Annotated in this window: 18 protein-coding genes; 12 read left to right on the forward strand and 6 right to left on the reverse strand. The window is 68.0% G+C overall.

Annotated features, from left to right (window positions below; translation table 11 throughout):
• Positions 1 to 86 precede the first annotated feature (86 nt).
• The 8 genes from ACK3BB_RS22865 (at position 87) to ACK3BB_RS22900 (ending at position 9,502) form a co-directional block, all read left to right on the forward strand.
• Positions 87 to 1,193 carry an ABC transporter permease gene (locus ACK3BB_RS22865; RefSeq protein ID WP_428929195.1) on the forward strand — a complete coding sequence of 369 codons (1,107 nt, stop codon included), beginning with the start codon at positions 87 to 89 and terminating at the stop codon, positions 1,191 to 1,193.
• A 1-nt stretch (position 1,194) separates the two neighbouring features.
• Complete coding sequence (locus tag ACK3BB_RS22870) at positions 1,195 to 2,016, forward strand: ATP-binding cassette domain-containing protein (protein WP_428929196.1); 822 nt, start codon at positions 1,195 to 1,197, stop codon at positions 2,014 to 2,016.
• 74 nt (positions 2,017 to 2,090) lie between these two features.
• Entirely contained in the window at positions 2,091 to 3,227 is a 1,137-nt protein-coding gene (locus ACK3BB_RS22875) for a Gfo/Idh/MocA family oxidoreductase (RefSeq protein ID WP_428929197.1), read from the forward strand.
• Positions 3,224 to 5,158 carry a bifunctional 5-dehydro-2-deoxygluconokinase/5-dehydro-2-deoxyphosphogluconate aldolase gene (locus tag ACK3BB_RS22880; protein ID WP_428929198.1) on the forward strand — a complete coding sequence of 645 codons (1,935 nt, stop codon included), beginning with the start codon at positions 3,224 to 3,226 and terminating at the stop codon, positions 5,156 to 5,158. Before ACK3BB_RS22875 ends, ACK3BB_RS22880 begins: the two co-directional genes overlap by 4 nt.
• Positions 5,155 to 6,993 carry a 3D-(3,5/4)-trihydroxycyclohexane-1,2-dione acylhydrolase (decyclizing) gene (iolD, locus tag ACK3BB_RS22885; RefSeq protein WP_428929199.1) on the forward strand — a complete coding sequence of 613 codons (1,839 nt, stop codon included), beginning with the start codon at positions 5,155 to 5,157 and terminating at the stop codon, positions 6,991 to 6,993. Before ACK3BB_RS22880 ends, iolD begins: the two co-directional genes overlap by 4 nt.
• A 17-nt stretch (positions 6,994 to 7,010) precedes the next feature.
• Positions 7,011 to 7,907 (forward strand): myo-inosose-2 dehydratase, encoded by an 897-nt coding sequence (gene iolE, locus ACK3BB_RS22890; RefSeq protein ID WP_428929200.1) that lies wholly within the window; start codon positions 7,011 to 7,013, stop codon positions 7,905 to 7,907.
• A 9-nt stretch (positions 7,908 to 7,916) separates the two neighbouring features.
• On the forward strand, positions 7,917 to 8,711 hold the full coding sequence (gene iolB, locus ACK3BB_RS22895) for a 5-deoxy-glucuronate isomerase (RefSeq protein WP_428929201.1): 795 nt from the start codon (positions 7,917 to 7,919) through the stop codon (positions 8,709 to 8,711).
• A 47-nt stretch (positions 8,712 to 8,758) separates the two neighbouring features.
• Positions 8,759 to 9,502 (forward strand): TIM barrel protein, encoded by a 744-nt coding sequence (locus ACK3BB_RS22900; protein ID WP_428929256.1) that lies wholly within the window; start codon positions 8,759 to 8,761, stop codon positions 9,500 to 9,502.
• Here ACK3BB_RS22900 and ACK3BB_RS22905 read toward each other — a convergent pair.
• Positions 9,492 to 12,245: an AAA family ATPase gene (locus ACK3BB_RS22905; protein ID WP_428929202.1), complete on the reverse strand. Its 2,754-nt coding sequence runs from the start codon at positions 12,243 to 12,245 to the stop codon at positions 9,492 to 9,494. The two genes, ACK3BB_RS22900 and ACK3BB_RS22905, sit on opposite strands and share 11 nt — an antisense overlap.
• A gap of 558 nt (positions 12,246 to 12,803) precedes the next feature.
• Here ACK3BB_RS22905 and ACK3BB_RS22910 point away from each other — a divergent pair.
• A complete protein-coding gene (locus tag ACK3BB_RS22910) occupies positions 12,804 to 14,513 on the forward strand; it encodes a ShlB/FhaC/HecB family hemolysin secretion/activation protein (RefSeq protein WP_428929203.1) in 1,710 nt (569 codons plus the stop codon).
• Between the two features lie 50 nt (positions 14,514 to 14,563).
• Here ACK3BB_RS22910 and amaB read toward each other — a convergent pair whose 3' ends face one another.
• Positions 14,564 to 16,048: an L-piperidine-6-carboxylate dehydrogenase gene (gene amaB, locus ACK3BB_RS22915; RefSeq protein WP_428929257.1), complete on the reverse strand. Its 1,485-nt coding sequence runs from the start codon at positions 16,046 to 16,048 to the stop codon at positions 14,564 to 14,566.
• A 272-nt stretch (positions 16,049 to 16,320) separates the two neighbouring features.
• On the opposite strand from amaB, the gene ACK3BB_RS22920 reads away from it, so the two are divergent.
• Entirely contained in the window at positions 16,321 to 17,238 is a 918-nt protein-coding gene (locus ACK3BB_RS22920; protein WP_428929204.1) for a LysR family transcriptional regulator, read from the forward strand.
• Here the strand turns inward: ACK3BB_RS22920 and ACK3BB_RS22925 are convergent.
• Entirely contained in the window at positions 17,235 to 18,518 is a 1,284-nt protein-coding gene (locus tag ACK3BB_RS22925; protein WP_428929205.1) for an NAD(P)/FAD-dependent oxidoreductase, read from the reverse strand. The genes ACK3BB_RS22920 and ACK3BB_RS22925 overlap by 4 nt on opposite strands.
• A 210-nt stretch (positions 18,519 to 18,728) precedes the next feature.
• Complete coding sequence (locus ACK3BB_RS22930) at positions 18,729 to 19,124, reverse strand: (R)-mandelonitrile lyase (RefSeq protein WP_428929206.1); 396 nt, start codon at positions 19,122 to 19,124, stop codon at positions 18,729 to 18,731.
• A gap of 217 nt (positions 19,125 to 19,341) precedes the next feature.
• Here ACK3BB_RS22930 and dctP point away from each other — a divergent pair, with 217 nt between their 5' ends.
• Positions 19,342 to 20,325: a TRAP transporter substrate-binding protein DctP gene (gene dctP / locus ACK3BB_RS22935; RefSeq protein ID WP_428929207.1), complete on the forward strand. Its 984-nt coding sequence runs from the start codon at positions 19,342 to 19,344 to the stop codon at positions 20,323 to 20,325.
• Between the two features lie 71 nt (positions 20,326 to 20,396).
• Entirely contained in the window at positions 20,397 to 20,864 is a 468-nt protein-coding gene (locus ACK3BB_RS22940; protein ID WP_428929208.1) for a type II 3-dehydroquinate dehydratase, read from the forward strand.
• A gap of 15 nt (positions 20,865 to 20,879) precedes the next feature.
• Here ACK3BB_RS22940 and ACK3BB_RS22945 read toward each other — a convergent pair whose 3' ends face one another.
• Both ACK3BB_RS22945 and ACK3BB_RS22950 read right to left on the reverse strand, forming a co-directional pair.
• Positions 20,880 to 21,563: a GntR family transcriptional regulator gene (locus ACK3BB_RS22945; protein WP_428929209.1), complete on the reverse strand. Its 684-nt coding sequence runs from the start codon at positions 21,561 to 21,563 to the stop codon at positions 20,880 to 20,882.
• 239 nt (positions 21,564 to 21,802) lie between these two features.
• Complete coding sequence (locus ACK3BB_RS22950) at positions 21,803 to 24,595, reverse strand: bifunctional aconitate hydratase 2/2-methylisocitrate dehydratase (protein ID WP_428929210.1); 2,793 nt, start codon at positions 24,593 to 24,595, stop codon at positions 21,803 to 21,805.
• Positions 24,596 to 24,972 lie beyond the last annotated feature (377 nt).

The following is a 24,972-nucleotide window of genomic DNA, read 5'->3' on the forward strand; positions in this document are numbered from 1 at the left end:
GGCATGACCCGGCCGATGCCGGCCGATCCACGACAGACCGGGCCGCGCCGGATGCGCGCGGCCCTCCACACCACGGGGAGGGGAAGATGCCAGCCGACGTGACCGGGCAACAGGACGAGCGCATCCGCGCGGAATCCCTTGCGACCAGATTGATGAAACGACCGGAACTGGGGGCCATCGGGGGCGTCGTGCTCGTGACCCTGTTCTTCCTGTTCACCGCCGACAGCGCCATGTTCACCCTGTCGGGCATCATGAATTTCATGACCCCTGCCGCCCAGCTGGGCATCTTGGGCATCGCCGCGGCGATGCTGATGATCGGCGGCGAATTCGACCTGTCGATCGGCTCGATGGTGGCCTTCGCCGGCATGATCTTTGGCGCCTTCACGGTCAACCTGGGCCTGCCGCTGATCCTGGCCATCCCGCTGACCCTGGCTTTTGCCGCCGGTATCGGCGCGATCAACGGCACCATCGTGCTGCGCACCGGGCTGCCGTCCTTCATCGTGACCCTGGCCGGGCTCTTCATCCTGCGCGGGGCCTCGCTGGTGGGGCTCAAGATCTTCACCGGCGGCTCGACCCAGCTGCGCGGCGTGCGCGACGCGGTCGAAGGCGACTGGCTGGCCCCGGTCTTTTCGGGCGAGGCCTTCGGCCCGCTCTTCACCTGGCTGGCCTCGGCCGGGCTGATCGAGACCTTCAAGTCCGGCACGCCCAAGGTGCCCGGCATCCCGGTCGAGATCCTGTGGTTCATCGCCCTGGCGCTGGTGGCGACCTACGTGCTGCTGCGCACGCCGGCCGGCAACTGGATCTTTGCCACCGGGGGCGACACCAATGCCGCGCAGAATTCCGGCGTGCCGGTGCGCAAGGTCAAGATCTCGCTCTTCATGCTGACCGCCTGCGCCGCCGCCCTTGTTGCCGTGATCACCGTGATCGACGCCGGGTCCACCGACGCCCGCCGGGGCTTCATGAAGGAATTCGAGGCGATCATCACCGCCGTCATCGGGGGCTGCCTGCTGACCGGGGGCTATGGCTCGGCGATCGGGGCGTTCTTCGGGGCGATCATCTTCGGCATGGTGACCATCGGGCTGACCTATACCGATTTCGACCAGGACTGGTTCCAGATCTTCCTGGGCGGCATGCTTCTGCTGGCCGTCGTCTTCAACAACGTGATCCGCAAGCGCGTGACGGGGGAACGCTGAGATGACCGAAGACAGCACATTCCACCACGGCGATCCCGACGGCAGCGCCGACCCGATCATCCACATGCAGGACATCAAGAAGCATTTCGGCAATGTCATTGCCCTGAACGGGGTGACCTTCGACGTGCGGCCGGGGGAATGCCACTGCCTGCTGGGCGACAACGGCGCGGGCAAATCGACCTTCATCAAGACCATGTCGGGCGTGCACAAGCCCACCGCCGGGGAGATCTGGTTCGAAGGCAAGCCGCTGTCCTTCGACAGCCCGCGCGACGCGATGGAGGCCGGGATTGCCACCGTGTTCCAGGACCTGGCGATGATCCCGCTGATGTCGGTCACGCGCAACTTCTTCATGGGGCGCGAGCCCACGAAGGGCAGGGGCCTGATGAAACGCTTCGACATCGACACCGCGAACGAGATCTGCATGGAAGAGATGCGCCAGATGGGCATCAACCTGCGCGCGCCCGACCAGGCCGTGGGCACCCTGTCGGGCGGCGAACGCCAGACCGTGGCCATCGCGCGGGCGGTCCATTTCGGGGCCAAGGTGCTGATCCTCGATGAACCCACCTCGGCGCTTGGCGTGCGCCAGACCTCGAACGTGCTGTCGACCATCGACCGGGTGCGCCAGCAGGGCGTCGGCGTGGTCTTCATCAGCCACAACGTGCGCCATGCCATGGCCGTGGGTGACCGCTTTACCGTGCTGAACCGGGGCCAGACCCTGGGCACGGCGGTGAAGGGCCAGATCACCTCGTCCGAACTGCAGGATCTCATGGCCGGCGGCCAGGAGCTGGCCGAGCTGGAAGGCTCGCTCGGCGGCACCATCTGAGCTCCTCCCCGGCGGGCGGTGTCTTCGGATGTCGCCCGCCACCTGGACCCAATTCAACGGACGGAGCCGGGAACATGCCCGAGATGCCACAAACACCGCTTGGCGTGGCCCTGATCGGAACGGGGTTCATGGGCAAGTGCCATGCCATGGCCTGGAACAATGTTGCCACCGTCTTCGGCGGCGCGCGGCCCCGGCTGGACTGGCTCTGCGATGCCGATCCGGCGTCGGCCGAGACCCACGCCGCGCAATTCGGCTTTGCCCGGGCCACGACCGACTGGCAGGCAGCGATTGCCGATCCGGCGGTCGACGTGGTGTCGATCACCACGCCCAACGGCCTGCACCGGCCCATGGCCGAGGCGGCGCTGGCCGCCGGCAAGCATGTCTGGCTGGAAAAGCCCATGGCCCTGACGCTGGCGGATGCCGAGGCGATGGCCGGCCTGGCCGCCGCGCGGCCCGGGCAGGTGACGATGCTGGGCTACAATTACCTGCGCAACCCGGCCTTTGCCGCCGCCCGGGCAATGATCGCGGCGGGCGGGATCGGCAGGCCGCTGGCCTTCCGCGGCGTCTATGACGAGGATTATTCCGCTGATCCGACGCTGCCCTGGTCCTGGCGGATGACCCATGCGGGCGGCGGGCTGGGCGCCTTGGGCGACCTGGGCTGCCACCTGGTCAGCCAGATGGTCGCGCTGATGGGCCCGGTGGCCGAGTTGACCGCCATGACCCAGATCGCCGTGGCGCAAAGGCCCTCGGCTGACGGGCCGAAAGCGGTGGAAAACGAAGACAGCGCCATGGCGCTGATCCGCTTCGAGAGCGGCGCGCAGGGGTCCTTTGCCACGTCGCGCGTGGCACGCGGGCGCAAGTGCCGGCTGCAATGGGAAGTGCATGGCTCGGACGGCACCATCGTATTCGACCAGGAAAACATGAACGAGCTTTGGGTGCATTGCACCGGCGAGCCGGGCTTTACGCGCCACCTGACCGGCCCCGACCAGCCCGATTTCGCGGCCTTCTGCCCGGCGCCGGGCCACAATTTCGGCTTCAACGAACAGAAGGTCATCGAGGCCCGCGATCTTTGCGCGGCCATCGCCGGCGGCCCCAACCCCGGCCCGGATTTCGCCGCCGGGCTGGCCATCGAACGCATCATCCACGCCATGGCGGCCTCGGACGGCCGCCCCGTGACATTGGGATCGCCATCCCGGGGAGCACAGACATGAAGGATCTCGACGTCATCACCATCGGCCGCGCGGGCGTGGACCTCTACGGCGCCCAGGTCGGCGGCCGGCTCGAAGACATGGGGTCTTTTGACAAGTATATCGGCGGCTCGCCCACCAATATCGCCTGCGGCACCGCCCGGCTGGGCCTGAAGACCGCGCTGATCAGCCGCGTGGGCGACGAACACATGGGCCGCTTCATCCTTGAACAGCTGGCCCGCGAAGGGGTCTGCACCGAAGGCGTCAAGACCGACCCCGACCGGCTGACCGCGCTGGTCATCCTGGGCATCCGCGACAGCGAGCAATTCCCGCTGATCTTCTACCGCGAAAACTGCGCCGACATGGCGCTGTGCGAAGACGATATCGACGAGGGTTTCATCACGCGCGCCCGGGCCGTTGTGGTCACCGGCACGCATCTGAGCCATCCCCGCACCGAAGCCGCCGTGCTCAAGGCGCTGACCATTGCGCGCAAGCACGGGATACGCACGGCGCTGGATATCGACTATCGCCCCAACCTGTGGGGCGTGGCCGGGCATGGCGACGGCGAAAGCCGGTTTGTCGAAAGCGCGGCGGTGACGGACAAGCTGTTGTCGACGCTGCACCTTTTCGACCTGATCGTGGGCACCGAAGAAGAATTCCACATCGCCGGAGGCGCGACCGACACCATCACCGCCCTGGCCCGCGTGCGCGATCATTCCGCCGCCACGCTGGTCTGCAAGCGCGGCGCATTGGGGGCCGTGGCCTTTACCGGCGAGGTGCCCGGAGACCTGGACCAGGGCCAGACCGGCCAGGGTTTCCCGATCGAGGTCTTCAACGTGCTGGGCGCGGGTGACGGGTTTTTCTCGGGCCTGCTGAAAGGCTGGATGGAAGATGCCGACTGGCCCACCGCCCTGAAATACGCCAATGCCTGCGGAGCCTTTGCCGTGTCGCGCCATGGCTGCACGCCGGCCTATCCCTCGCTGGCCGAGCTGGACTTCTTCCTGCGGCGCGGGGTCACCCGCCCCGATCTGCGCAACGATGCCGAGCTGGAACAGATCCATTGGTCGACCACCCGGCATACGCGGACAACGGGCGATTGGGCGGCGATGCGCGTCTTTGCCTTTGATCACCGGATGCAGCTCGAAGAGATGCCCGGCTATACCCCCGCCAAGGGCGGCGCGTTCAAGGAACTTTGCCTCGACGCGGCCCTGCGGGTGAAAGGCGACGGGGCGGGTTATGGCATCCTGTGCGACAACCGGATCGGGCGCAGCGCGCTCCACCGGGCCAGCGGCACCGGCCTGTGGATCGGCCGGCCGACGGAATGGCCCGGCTCGCGCCCGCTGACGCTGGAACCCGAGCTGGGCAGCGATTGCGGCGGGCTGGTGCAATGGGCGCGCGAGGACGTGATCAAGGTGCTCTGCTTCTGCCATCCCGATGACGCGCCCGATCTGCGCGCGGCGCAGGAGGCCACGGTCAAACGGCTCTTCGAGGCGGGGCGGCGCAACAACCTCGAAATGCTGCTCGAGGTCATCCCCTCCAAGGTCGGGCCGACCGACGATGACACCACCGCGACGCTGATCCGCCAGTTCTATGCCGCCGGCATCCATCCCGACTGGTGGAAGCTGGAACCGCTGAAGACCCATGACGCCTGGGCCAAGGCCGTGGCCGCCATCGAGGACAACGACCGCCATACCCGGGGCATTGTCGTGCTGGGCCTGGACGCGCCCGAGGCGCAGCTGGCCGAAAGCTTTGCCGTCGCCGCGCGGTTCGACCTTGTGCGGGGCTTTGCCGTCGGGCGGACGATCTTCGGCGATGCCGCCCGGGCCTGGATGAAGGACGAGATCGACGACGCGACCGCCGTGGCGCGGATGGCCGAACGCTATGACCGGCTCTGCCGGGTCTGGGACGCGGCGCGGGCCGGGGTGAACCGGCCGGTGATGGGAGAAGAGGCATGAGTGACACGATCCGGCTGACCGCTGCGCAGGCCATGGTGAAATGGCTGGCCGCCCAGATGACCGAAGAGGGCGAGCGGTACATCGAGGGCATCTGGGGCATCTTCGGCCATGGCAACGTGGCGGGCCTGGGCGAGGCGCTGGAAAAGGCGCGCCAGGATTTCCCGACCTGGCGCGGCCAGAACGAACAGACCATGGCCCATGCCGCCATCGCCTATGCCAAGGCGAAAAAGCGGACGCGGGCGATGGCCGTGACCTCGTCGATCGGGCCGGGGGCGACCAACATGGTGACCGCCGCGGCGCTGGCCCATGTGAACAGGCTGCCGATCCTGCTGATCCCGGGGGATGTCTTTGCCAACCGGCGGCCCGATCCGGTGCTGCAGCAGGTCGAGGATTTCGGGGATGGGACCGTGTCGGCCAACGATTGCTTCCGGCCCGTCTCGCGGTATTTCGATCGGATCACCCGGCCCGAACAGCTGCTGACCGCCTTGCCGCGCGCGCTGGCGACGATGACCGATCCGGCGACCTGCGGGCCGGTGACCCTGTCCTTCTGCCAGGATGTGCAGGCCGAGGCCTATGACTGGCCGGTGGAATTTTTCAAGGCGCGCACCTGGCGCATCCGTCGCCCGGCGCCGGACATGCGCGATGTCGAGGAAGTGGTCGAACTGATCCGCAAGGCCGAACGCCCGGTGATCGTGGCCGGCGGCGGGGTGATCTATGCGCAGGCCGAGGAAGAGCTGGCCGAGTTCGCCAGCCGCCACGGCATCCCCGTGATCGAGACGCAGGCGGGCAAGTCGGCGCTGGCGCAGGACCATCCGATGAATTTCGGCGCCGCGGGCGTCGACGGGTCGGCGGCGGCCAATGCGCTGGCGCAGGAGGCCGACCTGGTCATCGGCATCGGCACCCGGTTCCAGGATTTCACGACCGGCTCTTGGGCGCTCTTCGCGCACCCCTCGCGGCGGCTGGTGTCGATCAACGTCGCCACCTATGACGCCGTGAAACACGGCGCGATCCCGGTGACGGGCGATGCCCTGGTCGTGCTCAACGTGCTGACGCAGTACCTCGACGAGCACCGCGCCGATGCCTTCGACCCGCAGGCGCGCGAGGCCTGGCTGGCGGCGGTGACCGACCATTGCCGCGACCGGGGTCGTGCGCCGGGCGAGCGCGTGCTGGATGCCGAGGTGATCGGCGCCGTGCAACGCGCCGCGCCCGAGGCGATTGCCATGTGTGCCGCCGGGACCATGCCGGGCGCGCTGAAACTGCTGTGGCAGCCGAGCCAGGGCGGATATCACATGGAATACGGCTTTTCCTGCATGGGGTATGAAATCGCCGGGGCCATGGGGCTGAAACTGGCTGAACCGGCGCGCGAGGTCATCTGTTTCGTCGGTGACGGGTCCTACATGATGGCCAATTCGGAACTGGCCACCGCCGTCATGCGCCGGGTGCCCTTTACGATCGTTCTGACCGACAACCGGGGCTATGGCTGCATCAACCGGCTGCAACAGGGCACCGGCGGGGTGCCGTTCAACAACCTTTACGCCGATTGCAACGTCGAGGCGCAGCCACAGATCGACTACGTGGCCCATGCGGCCTCGATGGGCGCGCATGCCGTCAAGGCCGTCGGCATCGCGGACCTGGAGGCACAGATCGCGCAGGCCCGGGGCCGCGACATTCCCACGGTGATCGTCATCGACACCGACCCTTCCGAAGGGCCGGGCTTTGGCGAGGCCGGGCATTGGTGGGACGTGGCCGTGCCCGAAACCGGCGCCACGGCGAAACTGGCCGAGGCCTATGCCGCCTATCTCGACAACAAGACACGCCAGCGGCTCGTGAACTGAGCGCGGAAGGACCCGACATGATCCAATTCGGCACCAACCCGATTGCCTGGGCCAATGACGACGACCACAGCCTGGGCGCCGACATCCCCACCGCCCGCATCCTCGAAGAGGCCAGCCGGCTGATCGGCTTCGACGGCATCGAAAACGGCCACCGCTGGCCTGCCGATCCCGAGGACCTGCGCTTGTTGATGGAGGAATACGGGCTAAGCTTCATCTCGGGCTGGCATTCGCTGAACCTGCTGGCCCAGTCGGTCGAGGACGAAAAGCGCGCGATCCAGCCGCATCTGGACCGGCTGAAACACAACGGCTGCACCGTCTGCATCGCCTGCGAGACGTCGAATTCGGTGCAGGGGCTGGACCGGCCCCTGGCCGAACGTCCGGTGCTGGACGCCGCCGGCATGGCCGATTTCGGTGCCAGGGTCGAAGAGATCGCGGCCTATTGCGCGGGCCAGGGCATCACGCTGGTCTATCACCACCACATGGGCACCGTGGTCGAAAGCCCCGGGGATATTGATGCCTTCATGGCGGCGACGGGGCCTGAAACCATGCTGCTCTTTGATGCCGGCCATTGTTACTTCGGCGGCGGCGATCCCGAGGCGGTGCTGCGCAGGCACATCAGACGGGTCCGGCATTTCCATGCCAAGAATGTCCGCCCGGCCGTTCGCGACAGGGTCGCGGCCGAGGGCATGTCCTTCATGGACGGCGTGCGCGCCGGGGTCTTCACCGTGCCGGGCGACCAGGATGGCGCCGTCGATTTCGAACCGCTGCTGCGGGTGCTGGCCGATCACGGCTATGACGGCTGGATCGTGATCGAGGCCGAACAGGACCCCGACCAGCGCAACCCGCTGCTTTACCAGACGCTGGGGCTGCACACGCTCAAGCGCATTGCCCGCGATTGCGGCCTGACAGGCTGAGGATACCCCATGCCCGATCTTCTCAAACGTCCCTTCGGCACCCATGGCAAGGTGCATCAGATCACCCCCGAAAGTGCCGGCTGGCGCTATGTGGGCTTTGACCTGCACCGGTTGCGCGCGGGCGACAGCGTGGGCGAGGCCACGGGCGACACCGAGGTCATCCTCGTCATGGTCGAGGGCAAGGCCCGCCTGACCGGCGCGGGCCGGGATTGGGGCGACCTGGGCGAGCGCATGTGCGTCTTCGACAAGACCCCGCCCCATTGCCTCTACCTGCCGAACGGCAGCGAATGGACGGCGGAGGCCACGACCGATTGCACCATCGCGGTTTGCAAGGCACCGGGCAGATCCGGCCACGCGCCGCGCCTGATCGGGCCCGACGGCATCACGCTGACCCAGCGCGGCGAAGGCAGCAACACGCGGTTCATCAACAACATCGCCATGGAAAACGAGGATTACGCCGACAGCCTGCTGGTGACCGAGGTCTTCACCCCGGCGGGAAACTGGTCCTCCTATCCGTCTCATCGTCACGACGAGGATGATTACCCCCGCATCACCTATCTGGAGGAAACCTATTACCATCGCCTGAATCCCGCTGATGGTTTTGGCATCCAGCGGGTCTATACCGACGATCTTCAGCTGAACGAAACCATGGCCGTGCATGACCACGACGTGGTCTGCGTGCCGCGCGGCCATCACCCCTGCGGCGCGCCGCATGGGTTCGAGATGTATTACCTCAACGTGATGGCCGGCCCGCTGCGCAAATGGCGCTTTGTCGCCGCGCCGCCCGTCGAACACCTGATGTAGGGGACCAGGCCGTGACCCAACCTTTCCAACTGGCAGCCTGCGCCGAGATGCTCTGGCCCGACCGGCCGATCGACTGGCGCGCCGCGCGGCTGACCGAACGCGGGCTTGGCGTGGGGCTGTGGAACTGGCCCGACCACGATCTGGACCGGCTCGAAGCCGTGCGCGCCGATTACACGATCATGAACGGCTATCTCGAAGGCCGGCTGGCCGATGACGAGGGCGCGGCGATGCTGCTGGCCTCAGCCCGCGAGACCGCGCAGGTCGGCAAGCGGCTGGGGGTGCGGCGGCTGAACCTGCATGGCACCGGTCTGGGCGAGGGCGGCATCCCGATCCGGCAATGCGAGGTGGTGACGGGCGAGATGTGGCTGAAAGCCCGCGACACGCTGCACCGGATCTGCGACCTGGCCGAGGAGGAAGGTGTTGTTTTCACGTTGGAAAACCTCAACCTTATGGATCACCCGGGCTGCCCCTTCGGATCGACGGCCGATGTGCTGGCGCTGGTCTCGTCGGTCGACCGGCCCGGGCTGCGCATCAATCTCGATCTCTATCATACCCAGATCGGCGAAGGTGACCTGCTGCGCTGGTGCGAACGGTGCCTGCCCTGGATCGGCGAGATCCAGGTGGCCGACAATCCCGGCCGGTTCGAACCGGGCACGGGCGAGATCAACTATCCCGGCGTGGCGCAGGCGCTGGCCCGTATGGGCTATCGCGGGCCGGTCGGGATGGAGGCCTTTGCCCAGGGCGACAGCGACGCGGCGGTCGACGCCTTCGTGGCGGCCTTCACGCTCTGACCCCCCGCGCGGCCAGCGCCCGGGCCGCCCGTGCCTCAAAGGCGGTTGCGCCCTGGCGCCGGGCGATGGCCCGGGCGCGCATCAGGGCGCGGCGGGCGCTGTCGCGCCGGTCCAGGGTCTCGGCCATCTGGGCCCAGAGCCGGTGCAGCTCGGCATCGTACCAGGTCTCGCCGGTGGTGCGCGACAGCCGCAGGGCGCGGCGCAGCGTGGCCAGGCCCGCCCGTGCATCCCCTTGCCGCCATTGGGTTTCCGCCAGCAGGCCCAGCCCGTGCGGCAGGGTCGACCGCACCTCCATCCGGTCGAAACTGGCGATGCCCCGGTGCAGCTCGTCCAGCCCGCCGGCATCGCCCAGGGCGGCGCGGGCCCAGCCTGACAGCATCTGCCCGGCGGGATGCCAAAAGGCGATGTCGGCCGCCTCGCAGGTGGCGATCAACGCGCCGGCCCGCTCACGCATCAGCTCGACCTGTCCGTTTTCGCGGGCCACCAGCGCCCCGGCCCAAAGCACCTGGGCCAGCCCAAAGGGCTGATCCAGCGTGCCGGCCAGGTGCAGGCCGGTGGCGATATGGTCCTCGGCCCGGGCGCTGTCGCCCAGCACCTGATAGACGCAGGCCGCGACCTGGTGGCAGACGATCGCCGGGTTCTCGCCAAACAGCGCCGTGGCATCGGCATGGGCGGCCGGGTCCTCGACGGCCAGCACGGCATCGACCAGCGGCGGACAGGCCCGGGGCTCGCCGGTGAAGAACCGGGTCATCGCCACGGCATTGCGCGCGGCCATAGCCATGGCCACCGGCGCATTGCCGGCCCGGGCCGAGAGCTCGGCGGCCAGGGCGCGGGCCCGCCCCATCTCGGCCCGCGACACGTGATAATTCCACAGCCCGGCCAGCACCGGCACGGCCTGGCCCGGATCGTCCTCGGGGCGCAGCAGGTCATGGGCCCGGGCATAGACGTCGGGGAGTTCGGGCGCGGTGAACCCGTCGCTGAGGATCACCGCCGCGCCTAGCCCGACCAGCAGGGGCAGGGCGTCGCGCGGGGTATCGACCGCGCGGGGATCGCGCGCCTGGCAATCGAGCGCGGCGCGGAACTGGGCCGCGGCATCGGCCCCGGCGCCCCGGCCAAGCGCTTCCTGCGCGGCCATCCCGCGATAGCGCGCGGCCCGGGGCCAGTCGCCGGCGCGCTGGAAATGGTCGGCCAGTTGCGGGGCGATCTCATCGGTCCGACCGGCATGGCCGCGTTCCAGCCGGGCGCCGATGCGCTGGTGCAGCCCGCGCCGGCCGGCCACCGGCAGGGCCGCATAGAGCGCCTCGCGGTAGAGCGCATGGCGAAATGCATAGCCCGAGGCCAGCGTGCCGTCGGGCCAGCCGATCGGCCCGTCGGGCGCAATGAACCGGCGCTGGCGGGCCAGGTGTTCCAGCTGGCGTTCGACCTCTTCGATGCCGGTTCCGTTGCTGGTACGGCCATCCTCTTCGATATCGGCCAGGGCGGCGGCGGAAAAGCGCGGTCCGGCCACGCTGGCCCGGTCGAGCAGGGCGCGTTCGGCCGGGTCCAGGCGGGCGATCTGATTGGCGATGAACCCCCGTGCACCGGGTTCGGCCCGGGCGATCAGCTCGGCCACCGGCTGATCCAGCCGCCATTGGCCGGGATTGCCGCCGTGATCCGCCGTGATCCCCCCGGTCCGGACCCAGTGATCGGCCAGCGCATCGACAAGGATGGCATGGCCCTCGGTCCGCGCGGCCAGCGCCCCGGCCAGGTCGTCGGGGAAGGCATGGCCGGGGAACCGCTGGGCCAGGTAATCGCCCACCGCCGCCCGGTCGAGCCCGGCCAGTTGCAGCGCACGGAACCCGTCCAGCCGGTCGAGATGGCCGATCGTCCCGGTCAGCGCGCCCAGCCCGGCCTCGTCGGGCCGGTACGTGCCCAGAACCATCAGCCGCGCCGGCCCGCGATGCAGCGACCAGGCCGCCAGCCAGGCCAGGGTCGAGGGATCGGCCCAATGCAGGTCCTCGATCACCAGGATACCCGGCCGTTGGGCCGTCAGCGCCTCCATCAGGGCATGAAATTCGCGCAGCATCGGGTCCGGGCCGTCGGACCGGGGTGCCGTGGCTCCGTGCCTGTCGGCCCCGGGCAGGTGCGGGCGCCAGCTGGGCCCGGCCTCGGCCAGGGCGCGCCGGGCGGTTGCGGCCATCTCGCCGGTCAGCAGGCGTTGCAGGGCTTCGATCAGCGGACCGTAGGGCTCGCGCGCGCCTTCATGGGGGATGCACTGGCCCCGGGCGACCCAGACCGGGGCGTCGTCGTCCAGCCCGGCCAGGAAGGTGTCACACAGCCGGGTCTTGCCCGCGCCCGGCTCGCCGGACACCAGCGCCACGGACCGCCGGCCCTGCCGGGCCTCGGCGGCGGCGCGGGCCAGGGCTGTGATCTCGGCGGCGCGGCCGACGCAGATCTCGGCCCGGAGCGGGGCGGTGGCGGCCGCGCCCAGCAGGGGGATCGGGCGGCGCAGCCGATAGCCCCGCCGCCCGACGGTTTCGACATGGACGGGATCGGCGGCGCTGTCGCCCAGCAGCTGGCGCAATTCGCGGATGCATTGCTTGGGCCCGGCCTCGTTGCCATGGCGCCGGCCCCAGACCCGCTGGCGCAGCTCTTCCTGGCTGACCACCCGGCCGGGCTGGTCCATCAGGGCCTGCAGGACGGCCAGCGTCTTGGGCCGCAGATCAAGCGCCCGGCCGTCGCGCCAGAGCTGGCCGCTGGTCACATCCAGCGCCAGGCCTGTTGCAGGCGCCTGCGCGGGGTGTCGGGCGGGTGGGTCATCCGGCGCCCGGGGAGGGGCGGTTGCCACGGATGGGATCGTAGGCGGGGCATCGGGCAATGCGATGGTCGGGACAGCTGTCGAGGTGTCGGACGACGCGGCGGACGGGACAACCGACGGGGCTTCAGACGTCTCCACGGACGGCACACCAGAGGGGGTACCGGAAGACGCAGCCGATGTGACAACCGACGGGGCTTCAGGCGCGCCGGACTGCCAGACACCAGATGGGCCGACAGTGGGGCCAGGAGTCGGGGCACCAGTCGGGGCATCGCCCATGTCGTTGCCATCTGCCCGCAGGGGGGCCGCGCGTCCCGTCGTGTCGTTCATGGCCGAGATTATACCCAGGTTGAACCATTTTTAGACTGTGATTTGTGTTTTGTTTCAAGTCTGTCGGTGTCCTGCACATCGGCAAGGGCGCATCGCGTGGCAATGCGTGACAACAAGGCCGCAACCGCCTAAGCCGCATCAGGGGCGATGGGCCGGACAAAGAAAAGGGCAAGGGGCATGACGACACGCGCAACGGGCAGGGCATCGCGCCCGCGCCATCCTGTCCGGCGGGCCGGCCTGCTGGTCGCCGCCCTTCCCTTGGCGGCCGGTCTGAGTGCCGGTCTGGGCGGCACCGCCCGGGCGCAAAGCGCCGGAGGTGTCGAACAGGCCGTCGCCGGCCAGACCACCATCCTGCAGCGCTTCACCCCGCCGCCCAAGGTCGGCACCGTCGACCTGGCTGTCCAGGACCAGCGCAAGCGCGTGCCCGAGGACCGCGCCGAACAGATCCGCTTCACCCTGCGCTCGGTGCGGCTGGATGGCGGTGGCACCGTGCCCCTGGCCAATATCGAGCCGATCTGGCAGGACCGCATCGGCCAGCAGATCAGCCTGGCCGATCTCTACCGCATGGCCGAGGCCGTCGACGCGGCTTATGTCCGGGCCGGGTATTTCTCGCTGACCGTCGTGCCGGTACAGGATTATGCCACCGGCCATGTCTCGCTGCGGGTCTATGAAGGCTATGTCGAGACGGTCGAGATCGTCAGCGACATTCCCGGCATCGAACAGCGCCTGGAGCCCTATATCCGCCGGATCACCGCCATGCGCCCGATCCGCATCGCCGAGGCCGAACGGGTGCTGCTGTTGATGGCCGACCTGGGCGGGCTGGCCATCGACGGGCTGTTCATCCCGCCCGACCGGCCCAGCGGCGGCGGCAAGCTGCGGCTTGAGGTGGGGTTCACCCGCCAGACCGGGGCCGTGGTCTTTGACAACCTGGGCACCAGCGATGTCGGGCCGCTGGAACTGTCGGCCAGCTATGCCGTCAACGACCTGCTGGGGCTTTACGAAACAACCTCGCTGGTGGCCGTCACGGTGCCCAATTCGCCGGACGAGCTGGCGCTCTTGCAGATCGGCCAGGATTTTCCCATCGGCCATGACGGGCTGAGCGCGGGGTATACCTTTACCCATGTCACCACCCGGCCCAGCGGCGAATACCGCCATGACGACATCAAGATCGAGACGGTGATCGGCACGGCCTACCTGCGCTATCCCCTGCTGCGCAGCCAGGAACAGAGCCTTTTCGCCTCGTTCGAGGTCAACCTGCGCAACGACGACATCGATGCCATGGGCACCCGGGTCGACCGCAGCCGGGCCCGCTGGGCCACGGCCGAGCTGAGCTATGACCGCCAGCTGGACAAGGGCGCGATCGAGGTCAGCGGCAGCCTGAACCAGGGCCTGGGCGTCGATGTCTCGCGCCCCGGAGTGCCGTCGGATTTCCGCTTTGGCCGGGTCGACCTGGATTACGGCCGTCCGCTGGGCGCGGATTTCGGCCTGCGCATTCGGGCGGTGGGCCAATATGCCCCCGGGCCCCTGCCGGCCGCGACCCAGGTCTCGCTGGGCGGCGATCCCTATGGCTGGGCCTTTGACGGCGGCGCGCTGGCCGGCGACAGCGGGGCGGCCACGGCAATCGAGCTCAGCCGCGATTTCGAGACCGGTCTGGACGCCCTGCCGATGCTCACCCTGACCGGCTTTGCCGATTACGGCGTGGTCTGGAACAACGATGTCACGCCCGACCAGGAACGCGGCACGCTGGGCTCGGTCGGGCTGGGGGTCAGCTTCATGCTGGCAGAGCGCGCGCATGTCCAGCTGGTCGCCGCCACGCCCTGGGATGTCGAGGCGGGGATGGACGATCCCGGCACGCGGGTGTTCTTTCAGGTGGCCGTGCCGTTCTGAGGCCACCGCCTGCGCGGGCCGTCATCCGGCCCGCGCGATCGGCCGGCCGGTCAGTCGATGTCAAAGACCACGCCCTGGGCCAGGGGCAGTTCGCGGGAATAGTTGATCGTGTTGGTCGCCCGGCGCATGTAGGCCCGCCAGGCATCCGAACCGCTTTCGCGCCCGCCGCCGGTTTCCTTCTCGCCGCCGAAGGCCCCGCCGATCTCGGCGCCCGAGGTGCCGATGTTGACATTGGCAATGCCGCAATCCGACCCCCGGGCCGACAGGAAGGTTTCCATCTCGCGCAGGTCGGTCGTGAAGATCGACGAGGACAGCCCGCCACCCACGGCATTGTGCTGGTCGAGCACGGTGTCGAAATCGCTGTAGCGCATCACGTAGAGGATCGGCGCGAAGGTCTCGCGCAGGACCGGGCCGTCGTGAACGGGCATCTCGACCAGGGCGGGCTTGACGTAATAGGCCGCCTCGCCGGCCACGTCCTGGCGTTCACCCCCGGTCACGGCCCCGCCCAGCCCGGCCGCCTCGGCCAGGGCGGATTGCATGGCCTCGTAGGCCGCCCCGTCGATCAGCGGCCCGACCAGGGCCTGGCTGTCCAGCGGGTTGCCCACGGTGACCGACCCATAGGCCTTTTTCAGCGCCGGCACGATCTGGTCGAAGATGCTGTCATGGACAAAGAGCCGGCGCATCGTGGTGCAGCGCTGGCCGGCCGTGCCCATGGCACCAAAGGCAATGGCCCGCAGCGCCATGTCCAGGTCGGCCGACGGGCAGACGATGCCCGCGTTGTTGCCACCCAGCTCCAGGATGCACTTGCCGAAGCGCGCCGCCACCCGGGGACCGACGATGCGCCCCATCCGGGTCGAGCCGGTGGCCGAGATCAGCGCCACGGATGGGCTGTCGACCAGCGCCTCGCCCAGGGCCGGGCCGCCGACCAGCACCTGGCTCAGCCCCTCGGGCGCGTCATCGCCGAACCGGGCCAGCGCCCGGTCCAGCACGGCCTGGCAGGCCAGCGCGGTCAGCGGGGTTTTCTCAGACGGTTTCCAGATCACCGGATCGCCGCAGACCAAGGCCAGCGCGGCGTTCCAGCACCAGGGCGCGCAGGGGAAGTTGAACGCCGTGATGATGCCCACGACCCCCAGCGGATGCCAGGTTTCCATCATCCGGTGGCCGGGCCGCTCGGTGGCAATGGTCAGCCCGTAGAGCTGGCGCGACAGGCCGACGGCAAAGTCGCAGATGTCGATCATCTCCTGCACTTCGCCCAGCCCTTCGGACGGGCTCTTGCCGGCCTCGATCGACACCATCCGGCCCAAGTCGTCCTTGGCCTTGCGCAATTCCTCGGCATAAAGCCGCACCAGCTCGCCCCGGCGCGGGGCGGGCACCATGCGCCAGGCGCGAAAGGCCCGGGACGCGCGCTCGATCGCCGCCGCGGCATCGGCGGGGCCGTGTTCGGCCAGGCTGGCCACCGGCGTGCCCGTCACGGGCGAGACAACGGCCAGGCCGCCGGCCACGTCCAGGTCCTGCGGCGCGCCGCAGGCCGTCATCGTGTCGCGGGTGATCTGGCGCAGGTCGGTGCTCTGGGTCATGTCATGTCCTTTCCCGGATGGGCCGGCCGACGGGCCGGGCCGCGTTCGGCCCAAGGCTACGCCCCGGCGCCGGGCTTGCAAAATGCCCATTGCGGATACCCCCATGCCCGATGCGCATCCTGCCCCTTGCCGCCCCGGCCTCGCGCTGCCAGATTGCGGCGATCCGGGCCGGCCCCGCATGGCCCGCCCTGTCGCCGCCCCACGCCCCTGGCCGAAAGCACCCGCCGCCCGTGACCCTGCAACGCCGATACCTGCCCGACATGAAGGTCCTTCAGACCTTCGAATCCGCGGCCCGGCACGGGAATTTCACCCGCGCCGCTCAGGAGCTGGCCCTGACCCAAAGCGCCGTCAGCCGCCAGATCCGCGAGCTGGAAGACCAGCTGGGCCATGCCCTGTTCGAACGGCTGGGCGGGCGGGTGGCCATGACCCGCGCCGGGGCCCGGTTCCTGCCCGAGGTCCAGCGCCTGCTGGGCCTGGCAGACAGCACCATGCGCCGGGCCACGGCCATTGCCGCCCAGGACAGCATCCTGTCGATCAACGCCCTGCCCACCTTTGCCGAACGCTGGCTGATGCCCCGGCTGGCCCGCTATGTCGCCCGCCATCCCGGCCTGCATGTCGATGTCACCACCCGCCGGGGGATCTTTGACCTCGAGGCCCAGAATTGCGACCTGGCCATCCATTACGGCCACCCGGCCTGGCCCGAGGCCACCTGCACCTATCTCTGCAGCGAAATCCTGGTGCCTGTCGCCGGTGGCGCCCTGATCGACCGGCCGGTCGACGCGCCCGGTGACCTGGTCGACGCGCCCCGGGTCCACCTGTCGGAACGGCCGGCGCTCTGGGCCGATTGGTTCGCCCGCCAGGACCTGGCTCCCGAGGATGCCGGGCGCGGCCATTGGGTCGACGAATTTGCCCTCGCCGTCGAGGCGGTGCGCGCGGGCATGGGTTATGCCCTGCTGCCGCTCTACCTGATCGAAACCGAATTGCAGCGCGGCGAGCTGCGCCAGGTGCTCGACCGGCCGCATTCCACCGACATGGGCTATTACATCGTCATCCCCGAAGGCCGCGCCGCGCCCGTGGCCGGGTTTCGCGACTGGCTGATCGACCAGGTCAGCTTTCGCCCGCTGGCCGGCCCACCCGGCGCGACCTAGCCGAAGGGCGCCGGGCGGATGGCATGTTCCACCGTCGCGCCGAACTCGTAATAGGCCGTCTTGGCGCCGGTCAGGGCCTCGTCGTGGCGGTCCTGCACCGGGATCGGCAGGGCGTCGGGCGCATCGGCCAGCAGGGCCCGGGCCGCGGCCTCGCCAAAGACCGTGCCGGGCGCGATGCCCCGGCCGGAATAGCCAAAGATCGAATAGCCGCGCGGACCGATGGACACGACCTTGGGCACGTGATCGGCCGTCATGGCAATGCGGCCCTGCCAGCTGGTCTCGATCGCGGTGCCGGCCAGGTCGGGATAGAGCCGCGCCAGCTTGCGCCGGGCCCAGCTGGCATGGATCGCCCGGCCGGGCCCGTCGATGTTGCCCATGCTGCCGACGATCAGCCGCCCGGCCCGGTCGACGCGCACCGAGGTCATGACCAGCGCGGTATCCCAGCAGCCCTCGCCACCGGGCAGCACCCGGGCGCGGGCGGTCTCGGGCAAGGGGGCCGTGGCGAACTGGCTGTAATGCACCGTCGCATGACGCGGCGCGGGTACGCCGCGCAGCCCGGCGTGATAACCGTTGGTCGCCACCAGAACCGCCCCGGCCCGCAGCCGGTGGCCATTGGCCGTCAGAGTCCAGGCCCCGTTGGCATGGGTGATCGTGTCGACGGGCGTGGATTCGTGCACCATGGCCCCGGCCCGTTGGGCGGCCAGGGCCAGGCCCATGCAATAGGCCAGCGGCTGGACCGTGCCGGCCCGGGGGTCGAGAAGCGCGCCGTGAAAGGCCGGCGAGCCCGTGCGCCGGGCGGTCTCCGCCTCGTCCAGCAGCGCCAGCGGCGCGCCAAGCGCGTTGCCCTGGCGAAACCGTTCGCGCAGATCGGCCAGCCCGGCGGGGGCATGGGCCAGGTGCAGCGTGCCGTTGCGCGTGGCTTCGCAGGGGATGCCCTCGGCCTCGATCAGGTCGAACACCCGGGCCGGCCCGGCGGCCAGCGCGTCTAGCAGGCGCCGGCCCGAGGCCTCGCCCATCTGGGCCATGATCGTTTCGGGCGGCAGCCACAGCCCGGCATTGGCCAGGCCCACGTTGCGCCCCGATCCGCCATGGGCGATGGTCCGCGCCTCGACCAGGGCCACCCGCGCGCCATCGGCCGCCGCCGCCCGGGCCGCTGAACAGCCGGTAAAGCCACCGCCCACCACGGCCAAGTCGACCTCGATATCCCGGTCCAGCGGGGTTGTTGCGATCCGGGCGTCACAGGTCCGGGTCCACAGGCTGGTGTTCTCGTCGGGCATCATGGCCGGGGCCTCCGTGCGTGCGGCAACAGGTCGGGCGGGGGCCACCGGAGCGCCGAATCCGCCGCGTCCCGATCGATGCTACATTTCGCGGGTGAACACACGGACAATCGAACAGGCAGGCGGCCTGGCAGGTCGCACAGTCACTCTGGCAGGCAATCGGACAGGCGGGCCAGAATGCCTGCGCCGGACCACACCGCCCGGGACGGGCGCCTAGCTGTCGTAATCGGCGTCGGTCACCTTTTCCATCCAGGTCACAGTCGTGCCGTCGATCGCTTCCTGGATCGCCATGTGGCTCATCGCGGTGTCGGGCGCCGCGCCGTGCCAGTGCTTTTCGCCGGCCGGGAACCAGACGATATCGCCCTGGCGGATCTCTTCCACCGGCCCGCCCTCGCGCTGGACCCGCCCGCGCCCGAAGGTCACGACCAGCGTCTGTCCGGCGGGGTGGGTATGCCAGGCCGTGCGGGCGCCCGGCTCAAAGGTCACATGTGCCCCGGCCACCCGGCCCGGCGCCTCGGCGGCAAACAGCGGGTCGACCCGCACGGTGCCGGTGAACCAATCCTCGGGGCCCTTGTTCGACGGGGCGCTGCCCGCGCGCGTGATCTTCATGGGAACTCTCCTGTGCTTCGGTCCTGTCCCACAGGTAACCCCCGGCCGACCACCGCACCAGCCCGGGGCCGGGCATTGCCCTGATACCCCTCGCTCATGGATCACCCACCGGCCGGTCCACCATGCGCCCCGGAATTGCCAGGCTGCGGTTATTGAAATACGAATCCCATATCATCATACGATTCGTAAAACGTATGGCATAAATGGGAGGACCAGAATGACCACACGCAGAACCCTGATGGCCAGCCTTGCCGGCGCGGCCCTGGCGCTTGGCGCGGCGCTGCCTGCGCTGGGGCAGGACGTGCCCGAATACACCTTCTCGGCCGTGTTCTCGCAGCAGGACATCCGCGCCGGCATGATGGACCAGTTCAAGGCCGACATCGCCGATATCGCCGACCTGCAGCTCTATTTCGGCGGCAACCTGTTCAAGCAGGGCACTGAGATCACGGCGATCCAGCGCGGCAACCTGACCATGGGCAATGTCGCGCCGCAGGATATCGCCAAGCAGATCCCGGCCTTTTCGATCCTGACCTCGGCCTACCTGTTCCGCGACGCCGCGCACCTGGCGGCCTTTTTCGACAGCGAGGCCGGGGCCGAGATGAAGGCCATGGCCGAGGAGCAACTGGGCATCCACATCCTGGGGCCAACCTATTTCGGCACCCGGCAGGTCGGGCTGAAAGGCGATCGCAGCGTGACCACGCCCGCCGACATGGCCGGCGTCAAGCTGCGCATGCCCGGGGGCGATGCCTGGCAATTCCTGGGCCAGGCCCTGGGCGCCAACCCCACGCCGATGGCCTATGCCGAGGTCTATACCGGCCTGCAATCCGGCGCGATCGACGGCCAGGACAACCCCTATCCCAACGTGGAAAACATGAAGTTCTACGAGGTGATGGATCAGATCGTGCGCACGTCGCACCTGGTGGCCTATGACCTGCTGGTGATCTCGCGGGATGCCTGGACGGCCCTGTCGCCCGACCAGCAGACCGCGCTTCAGGCCGCCGCCGATGCGGCCATCGCCTGGAGCACAGAGCAGCACCTGGCGCAGGAAGCCGAGCTGGGCGCGTTCTTTGAATCCGAGGGGCTGACCATTTCCACCCCCGATGTCGATGCCTTCCGCGCCCATGCGCAGGAGATGTATCTCGGGTCGGACCTGTCCAAGGACTGGCCCGAGGGCATGCTGGATCGGATCAACGGCCTCTGAACGGGGCTGGCCGGGTCGGCGACAGGATCGCCGGCCCGCATCGGCCGCATGACGGCCAGGAAGGACGGAATATGCTGAAGCCGGTCTACGTGCTGAACGGCCCGAACCTCAACAGGCTGGGCCAGCGGGAGCCCGCGATCTATGGCACCACGACGCTGGACGAGATCGAGGCCCTGTGTCGCCAGGCCGCCGGGCCCGAGGGGCTGGTGTTTCGCCAGACCAATTCGGAAAGCTGCCTGATCGACTGGATCCACGAGGCGACCGACCAGTCCTGCGGCCTGGTGATCAATCCGGCGGCTTTCACATTCTATTCCATGGCGGTGATGGACGCTCTTAAAATGTACCCGCACCCGCTGATCGAGTATCACATTTCGAACATTCACCGGCGCGAGCCAATGTATCACAACTCGCTGGTGTCGGCCCATGCCACGATGGTCATGGCCGGCGGTGGCGCGGCCGGATACCCCCATGCGCTGCGCCTGCTGCGCGAGATGATTTCCGGCCAGGCCTCGGCCGAGCGGTTGTCCGGGACCGGCTGAGCCACCCCGCGCGGATCAGGTGAAGCGGCCCGTGGCCAGGATGTGTTCCATCCCGGCGCGCACATGCGAGGTCAGCAGGGCAACGGCCTGGTCAGCGTCGCGAGCGATGACCAGGTCGCGCAGCTTGCGGTGTTCGTCGGCTGCGGGTTTTCCCCGAAAATCAAGGGCTTGCAGGTGATACCGCAAGTATCGGTCGAAGACGTTGGAATGGGTGGCCATCAACGCGGGCATGTCGCAGGCCGAGACGGTGGCATGGTGAAAATCCCAGTCGAACTGCACCCATTGCTCGACCGATGACGGCGCGCCGCCGATCAGCTTGGCTTCGACCGATTGCAGCTTGTGATGGGCCGATACCACGTGGGCTTCCCAGTCCAGCGTGCCAAGTTGCACGGCCCGCCGCAGCGCGTGGCATTCGAGCAGCAGGCGCAATTCGCAGATGTCGCGCAGGTCGGCTTCGCTGACCGGGGCGACCTCGAACCCGCGCTGGCCCTCGGCCACGACAAAGCCTTCGACAACCAGACGGTTGAGGATTTCGCGCAGGGTGGTGACGCTGACGCCGTAGGCCGTGCGCAGGCCGTCGAGTTTGAGCCGTTCATTCGGTCGAAGCTGGCCCCGTATGATGTCCGACCGGATGCGGCGCAGGGCGGTGTCACCGACGGATTCTCCGTCGAGATCGGCAAAGAAGGTCTTGGGCGTCATGGGCGGCTCCGGCAGGTCATGGTCGTAAGCTATCCTATATTCTCGTCGAATGCCGAAAGTGTTGCCGAATGTCGGATGATTTCATTTGTGCGCCGTCATTGCCGTCCCGCGCGACGGGTAGGATGGGTGCTTGCACCCATCCTACGATGTCGGACCACCGGCCACGAAAAAGCCGCGCCCCCGGAAAGAGGCGCGGCTGTTGATGTTGCGGGACCGGGCGATGGCCCGGCCGGACCCCGTCAGAAATGGGCCGAACGGGTGTTCGCCGGCTTGTCCAGCGGCGGGGCGAACTTGGTCAGGTCGATGCCTTCGACGGCCGACTTGTATTCGTCCGAGCTGGGCGTGCGGCCCAGGATGGCCGACAGCACGACAACCGGGGTCGACGCCAGCAGCGATTCACCCTTCTTGTCGGCGGCATCCTCGACCACGCGGCCCTGGAACAGGCGGGTCGAAGTGGCCAGGACGGTGTCGCCCTTGGCGGCCTTTTCCTGGTTGCCCATGCACAGGTTGCAGCCGGGGCGTTCGAGATAGAGGATGTTCTCGTACTCGGTCCGGTTCTGGGTCTTGGGGAACATGTCGTCGAATTCAAAACCCGAATAGCGCTGCAGGATCTCCCAGTCGCCTTCTTCCTTGAGCTCGTCGATGATGTTGTAGGTCGGCGCAGCCACGACCAGCGGTGCCTTGAACTCGACCTTGCCGTTGGTTTTCTCAAGGTTCTTGAGCATTTGCGCGACGATCTTCATGTCGCCCTTGTGCACCATGCACGAGCCCACGAAGCCCAGGTCGACCTTCTTCTCGCCACCGTAATAGGACACGGGACGGATGGTGTCGTGAGTATAGCGGCGCGATGGATCGGCGTTGTTGACATCCGGGTCGGCAATCATCGGTTCGTCGATCAGGTCCAGGTCGACGACAACCTCGGCAAAGTACTTGGCATTGGCATCGGGGGCCAGGGCGGGCTTTTCGCCCGACCGGATCTGGGCGATGCGCGTGTCAGCCTTGTCGATCAGCCCCTGCAGGGTGCCGGCCGCATTTTCCATGCCCTTGTCGATCATGACCTGGATGCGGTGCTTGGCCAGCTCGAGCGAGCCGATCAGGGTCTCGTCATCCGAGATGCAGATCGAGGCCTTGGCCTTCATCTCGGCCGTCCAGTCGGTGAAGGTGAAGGCCTGGTCGGCCAGCAGCGTGCCGATATGCACTTCGATGATGCGACCCTGGAAGACATTGTCACCATGCTGCTTGAGCATCTGGGCCTGGGTGGCATGGACGACATCGCGGAAGTCCATGTGATCGGCCATCTTGCCCTTGAAGGTCACCTTGACCGATTCCGGGATCGGCATGGTTGCCTCGCCGGTGGCCAGGGCCAGGGCCACGGTGCCGGAATCGGCGCCAAAGGCCACGCCCTTGGACATGCGCGTGTGGCTGTCGCCGCCGATGATGACATCCCAGTCATCGACGGTGATGTCGTTGAGCACCTTGTGGATCACGTCGGTCATCGCGTGGTACGAGCCCTTGGGATCGCGCGCGGTGATCAGGCCGAAATTGTTCATGAAGCTCATGAGTTTCGGGATGTTGGCCTGGGCCTTCTTGTCCCAGACCGACGCGGTGTGACAGCCCGACTGGTAGGCGCCGTCGACGGTCGGCGAGATCACGGTCGCGGCCATGGCTTCCAGCTCCTGGCTGGTCATCAGGCCGGTGGTGTCCTGCGAGCCCACGATGTTGACCTTGACCCGCACGTCCGACCCGGCATGCAGCGGCTTGCCCTTGGTCACGCCAAGCGCGTTGGCGTTGAAGATCTTCTCGACGGCCGTCATGCCCTGGCCTTCGTTCGACACTTCCTTGGACGGTGCAAAGACCGGCGTGGGCTCGACGCCCAGGGTTTCGGCGGCAAATGTCTGCAGCTTCTTGCCGAAGACCACGGCGTAGGAGCTGCCGGCCTTCATGAATTCGACCTTCTGCGGCGTGAAGGCCGAGGACACGTCGACCAGCTCTTCGTCGCCGGCCTCGTTCTTGAGGGTCTTGGACTTGGTGTCGATGGTCAGCACGGTGCCTGTCTCGACCGAATATTTCTGGTCGAGGATCGGGTTGCCTTCGTTGTTCAGCAGCGGCTTGCCGTCTTCACCCAGCTTCTTGACCCAGTTCTTCAGGTCCAGCCCGATGCCGCCGGTCACGCCGACGGTGGTCAGGAAGATCGGCGAGATGCCGTTGGTGCCGGCCACGACGGGGGCGATGTTGACGAAGGGCACGTAGGGCGAGGCCTGCTTGCCGGTCCACAGCGCCACGTTGTTGACGCCCGACATCCGCGACGAGCCCACGCCCATGGTGCCTTTTTCGGCGATCAGCATGACGCGCTTGTCGGGGTGCTGCAGCTTCAGCGCCTCGATTTCCTTCTGGGCCTTTTCCGAGATCATGCACTTGCCGTGCAGTTCCCGGTCCGACCGCGAATGGGCCTGGTTGCCCGGCGACAGGAGGTCGGTCGAAATATCGCCTTCGGCGGCGATGTAGGTGACAACCTTGATCTCTTCGTCGACGTCGGGAAGCTTGGTGAAGAACTCGGCCTTGGCATAGCTTTCCAGCACGTCCCGGGCCACGGCATTGTCCGCGTCCAGCGCCGATTTCAGCCGGGCCATGTCGGCCTCGTAGAGGAAGACCTGGGTTTTCAGGACGTCACCGGCCTTGGCGGCGATATCGGCATCATCCCCAAGCGCCAGGTCGAGCAGGACCTCGACCGAGGGGCCGCCCTTCATGTGCGACAGCAGTTCAAAGGCGAAATCGGGGGTGATTTCGGCAACAACGGATTCGCCCAGGATGATCTTCTTGAGGAAGGCCGCCTTGACGCCTGCGGCGCTCGTGGTGCCGGGCAGGGTGTTGTAGATGAAGAAGTTCAGCGAGTCCTTGCGGTGCGCGTTCCCGGTGTCCTCGATCTGGGCGATCAGCTCTGCCACCAGCGCGCCATCGTCGATGGGCTTGGGATGCAGACCTTCGCCTTTGCGCGTCTCGATCTCGGTTAGGTAGTCTGTGTACAAGCTCATGACGTTCCCTACGGTTGGTGTGGGCAGATTGGACCTGGCTGACGCGCCGGGCCGGCCGAGCAGATTCGGGCGGCGTGCGGCACGTTGTATGCAAGCGTATACAATTGGCGGTCCACTATCATGGCCCCGTGGCTTTCACAATACTGCAAGTGCAACAAAGTCTAGCAGTACCTAAGGCCGATCGCGCATCATGTCTTGGCCGAAAGCGGCGTCGTTTCGGGGGATACGGCGAAATTTCATTCGTTTTTGCCCTTTGCGGCCAGTCGCACAGCGCCGGGCAGGATAGGGCACGGCCGTTAATGCCGGGTTGCGCCGCGCCGGGCAACAGGCGGCAGGGCCATTGGCGTCGGATTGCGCATGACGGGGAAGGGCAGGGC

Origin of the sequence: Marinibacterium sp. SX1 (assembly GCF_050389775.1) — a bacterium.
Classification (GTDB): Bacteria; Pseudomonadota; Alphaproteobacteria; order Rhodobacterales; family Rhodobacteraceae; genus Marinibacterium.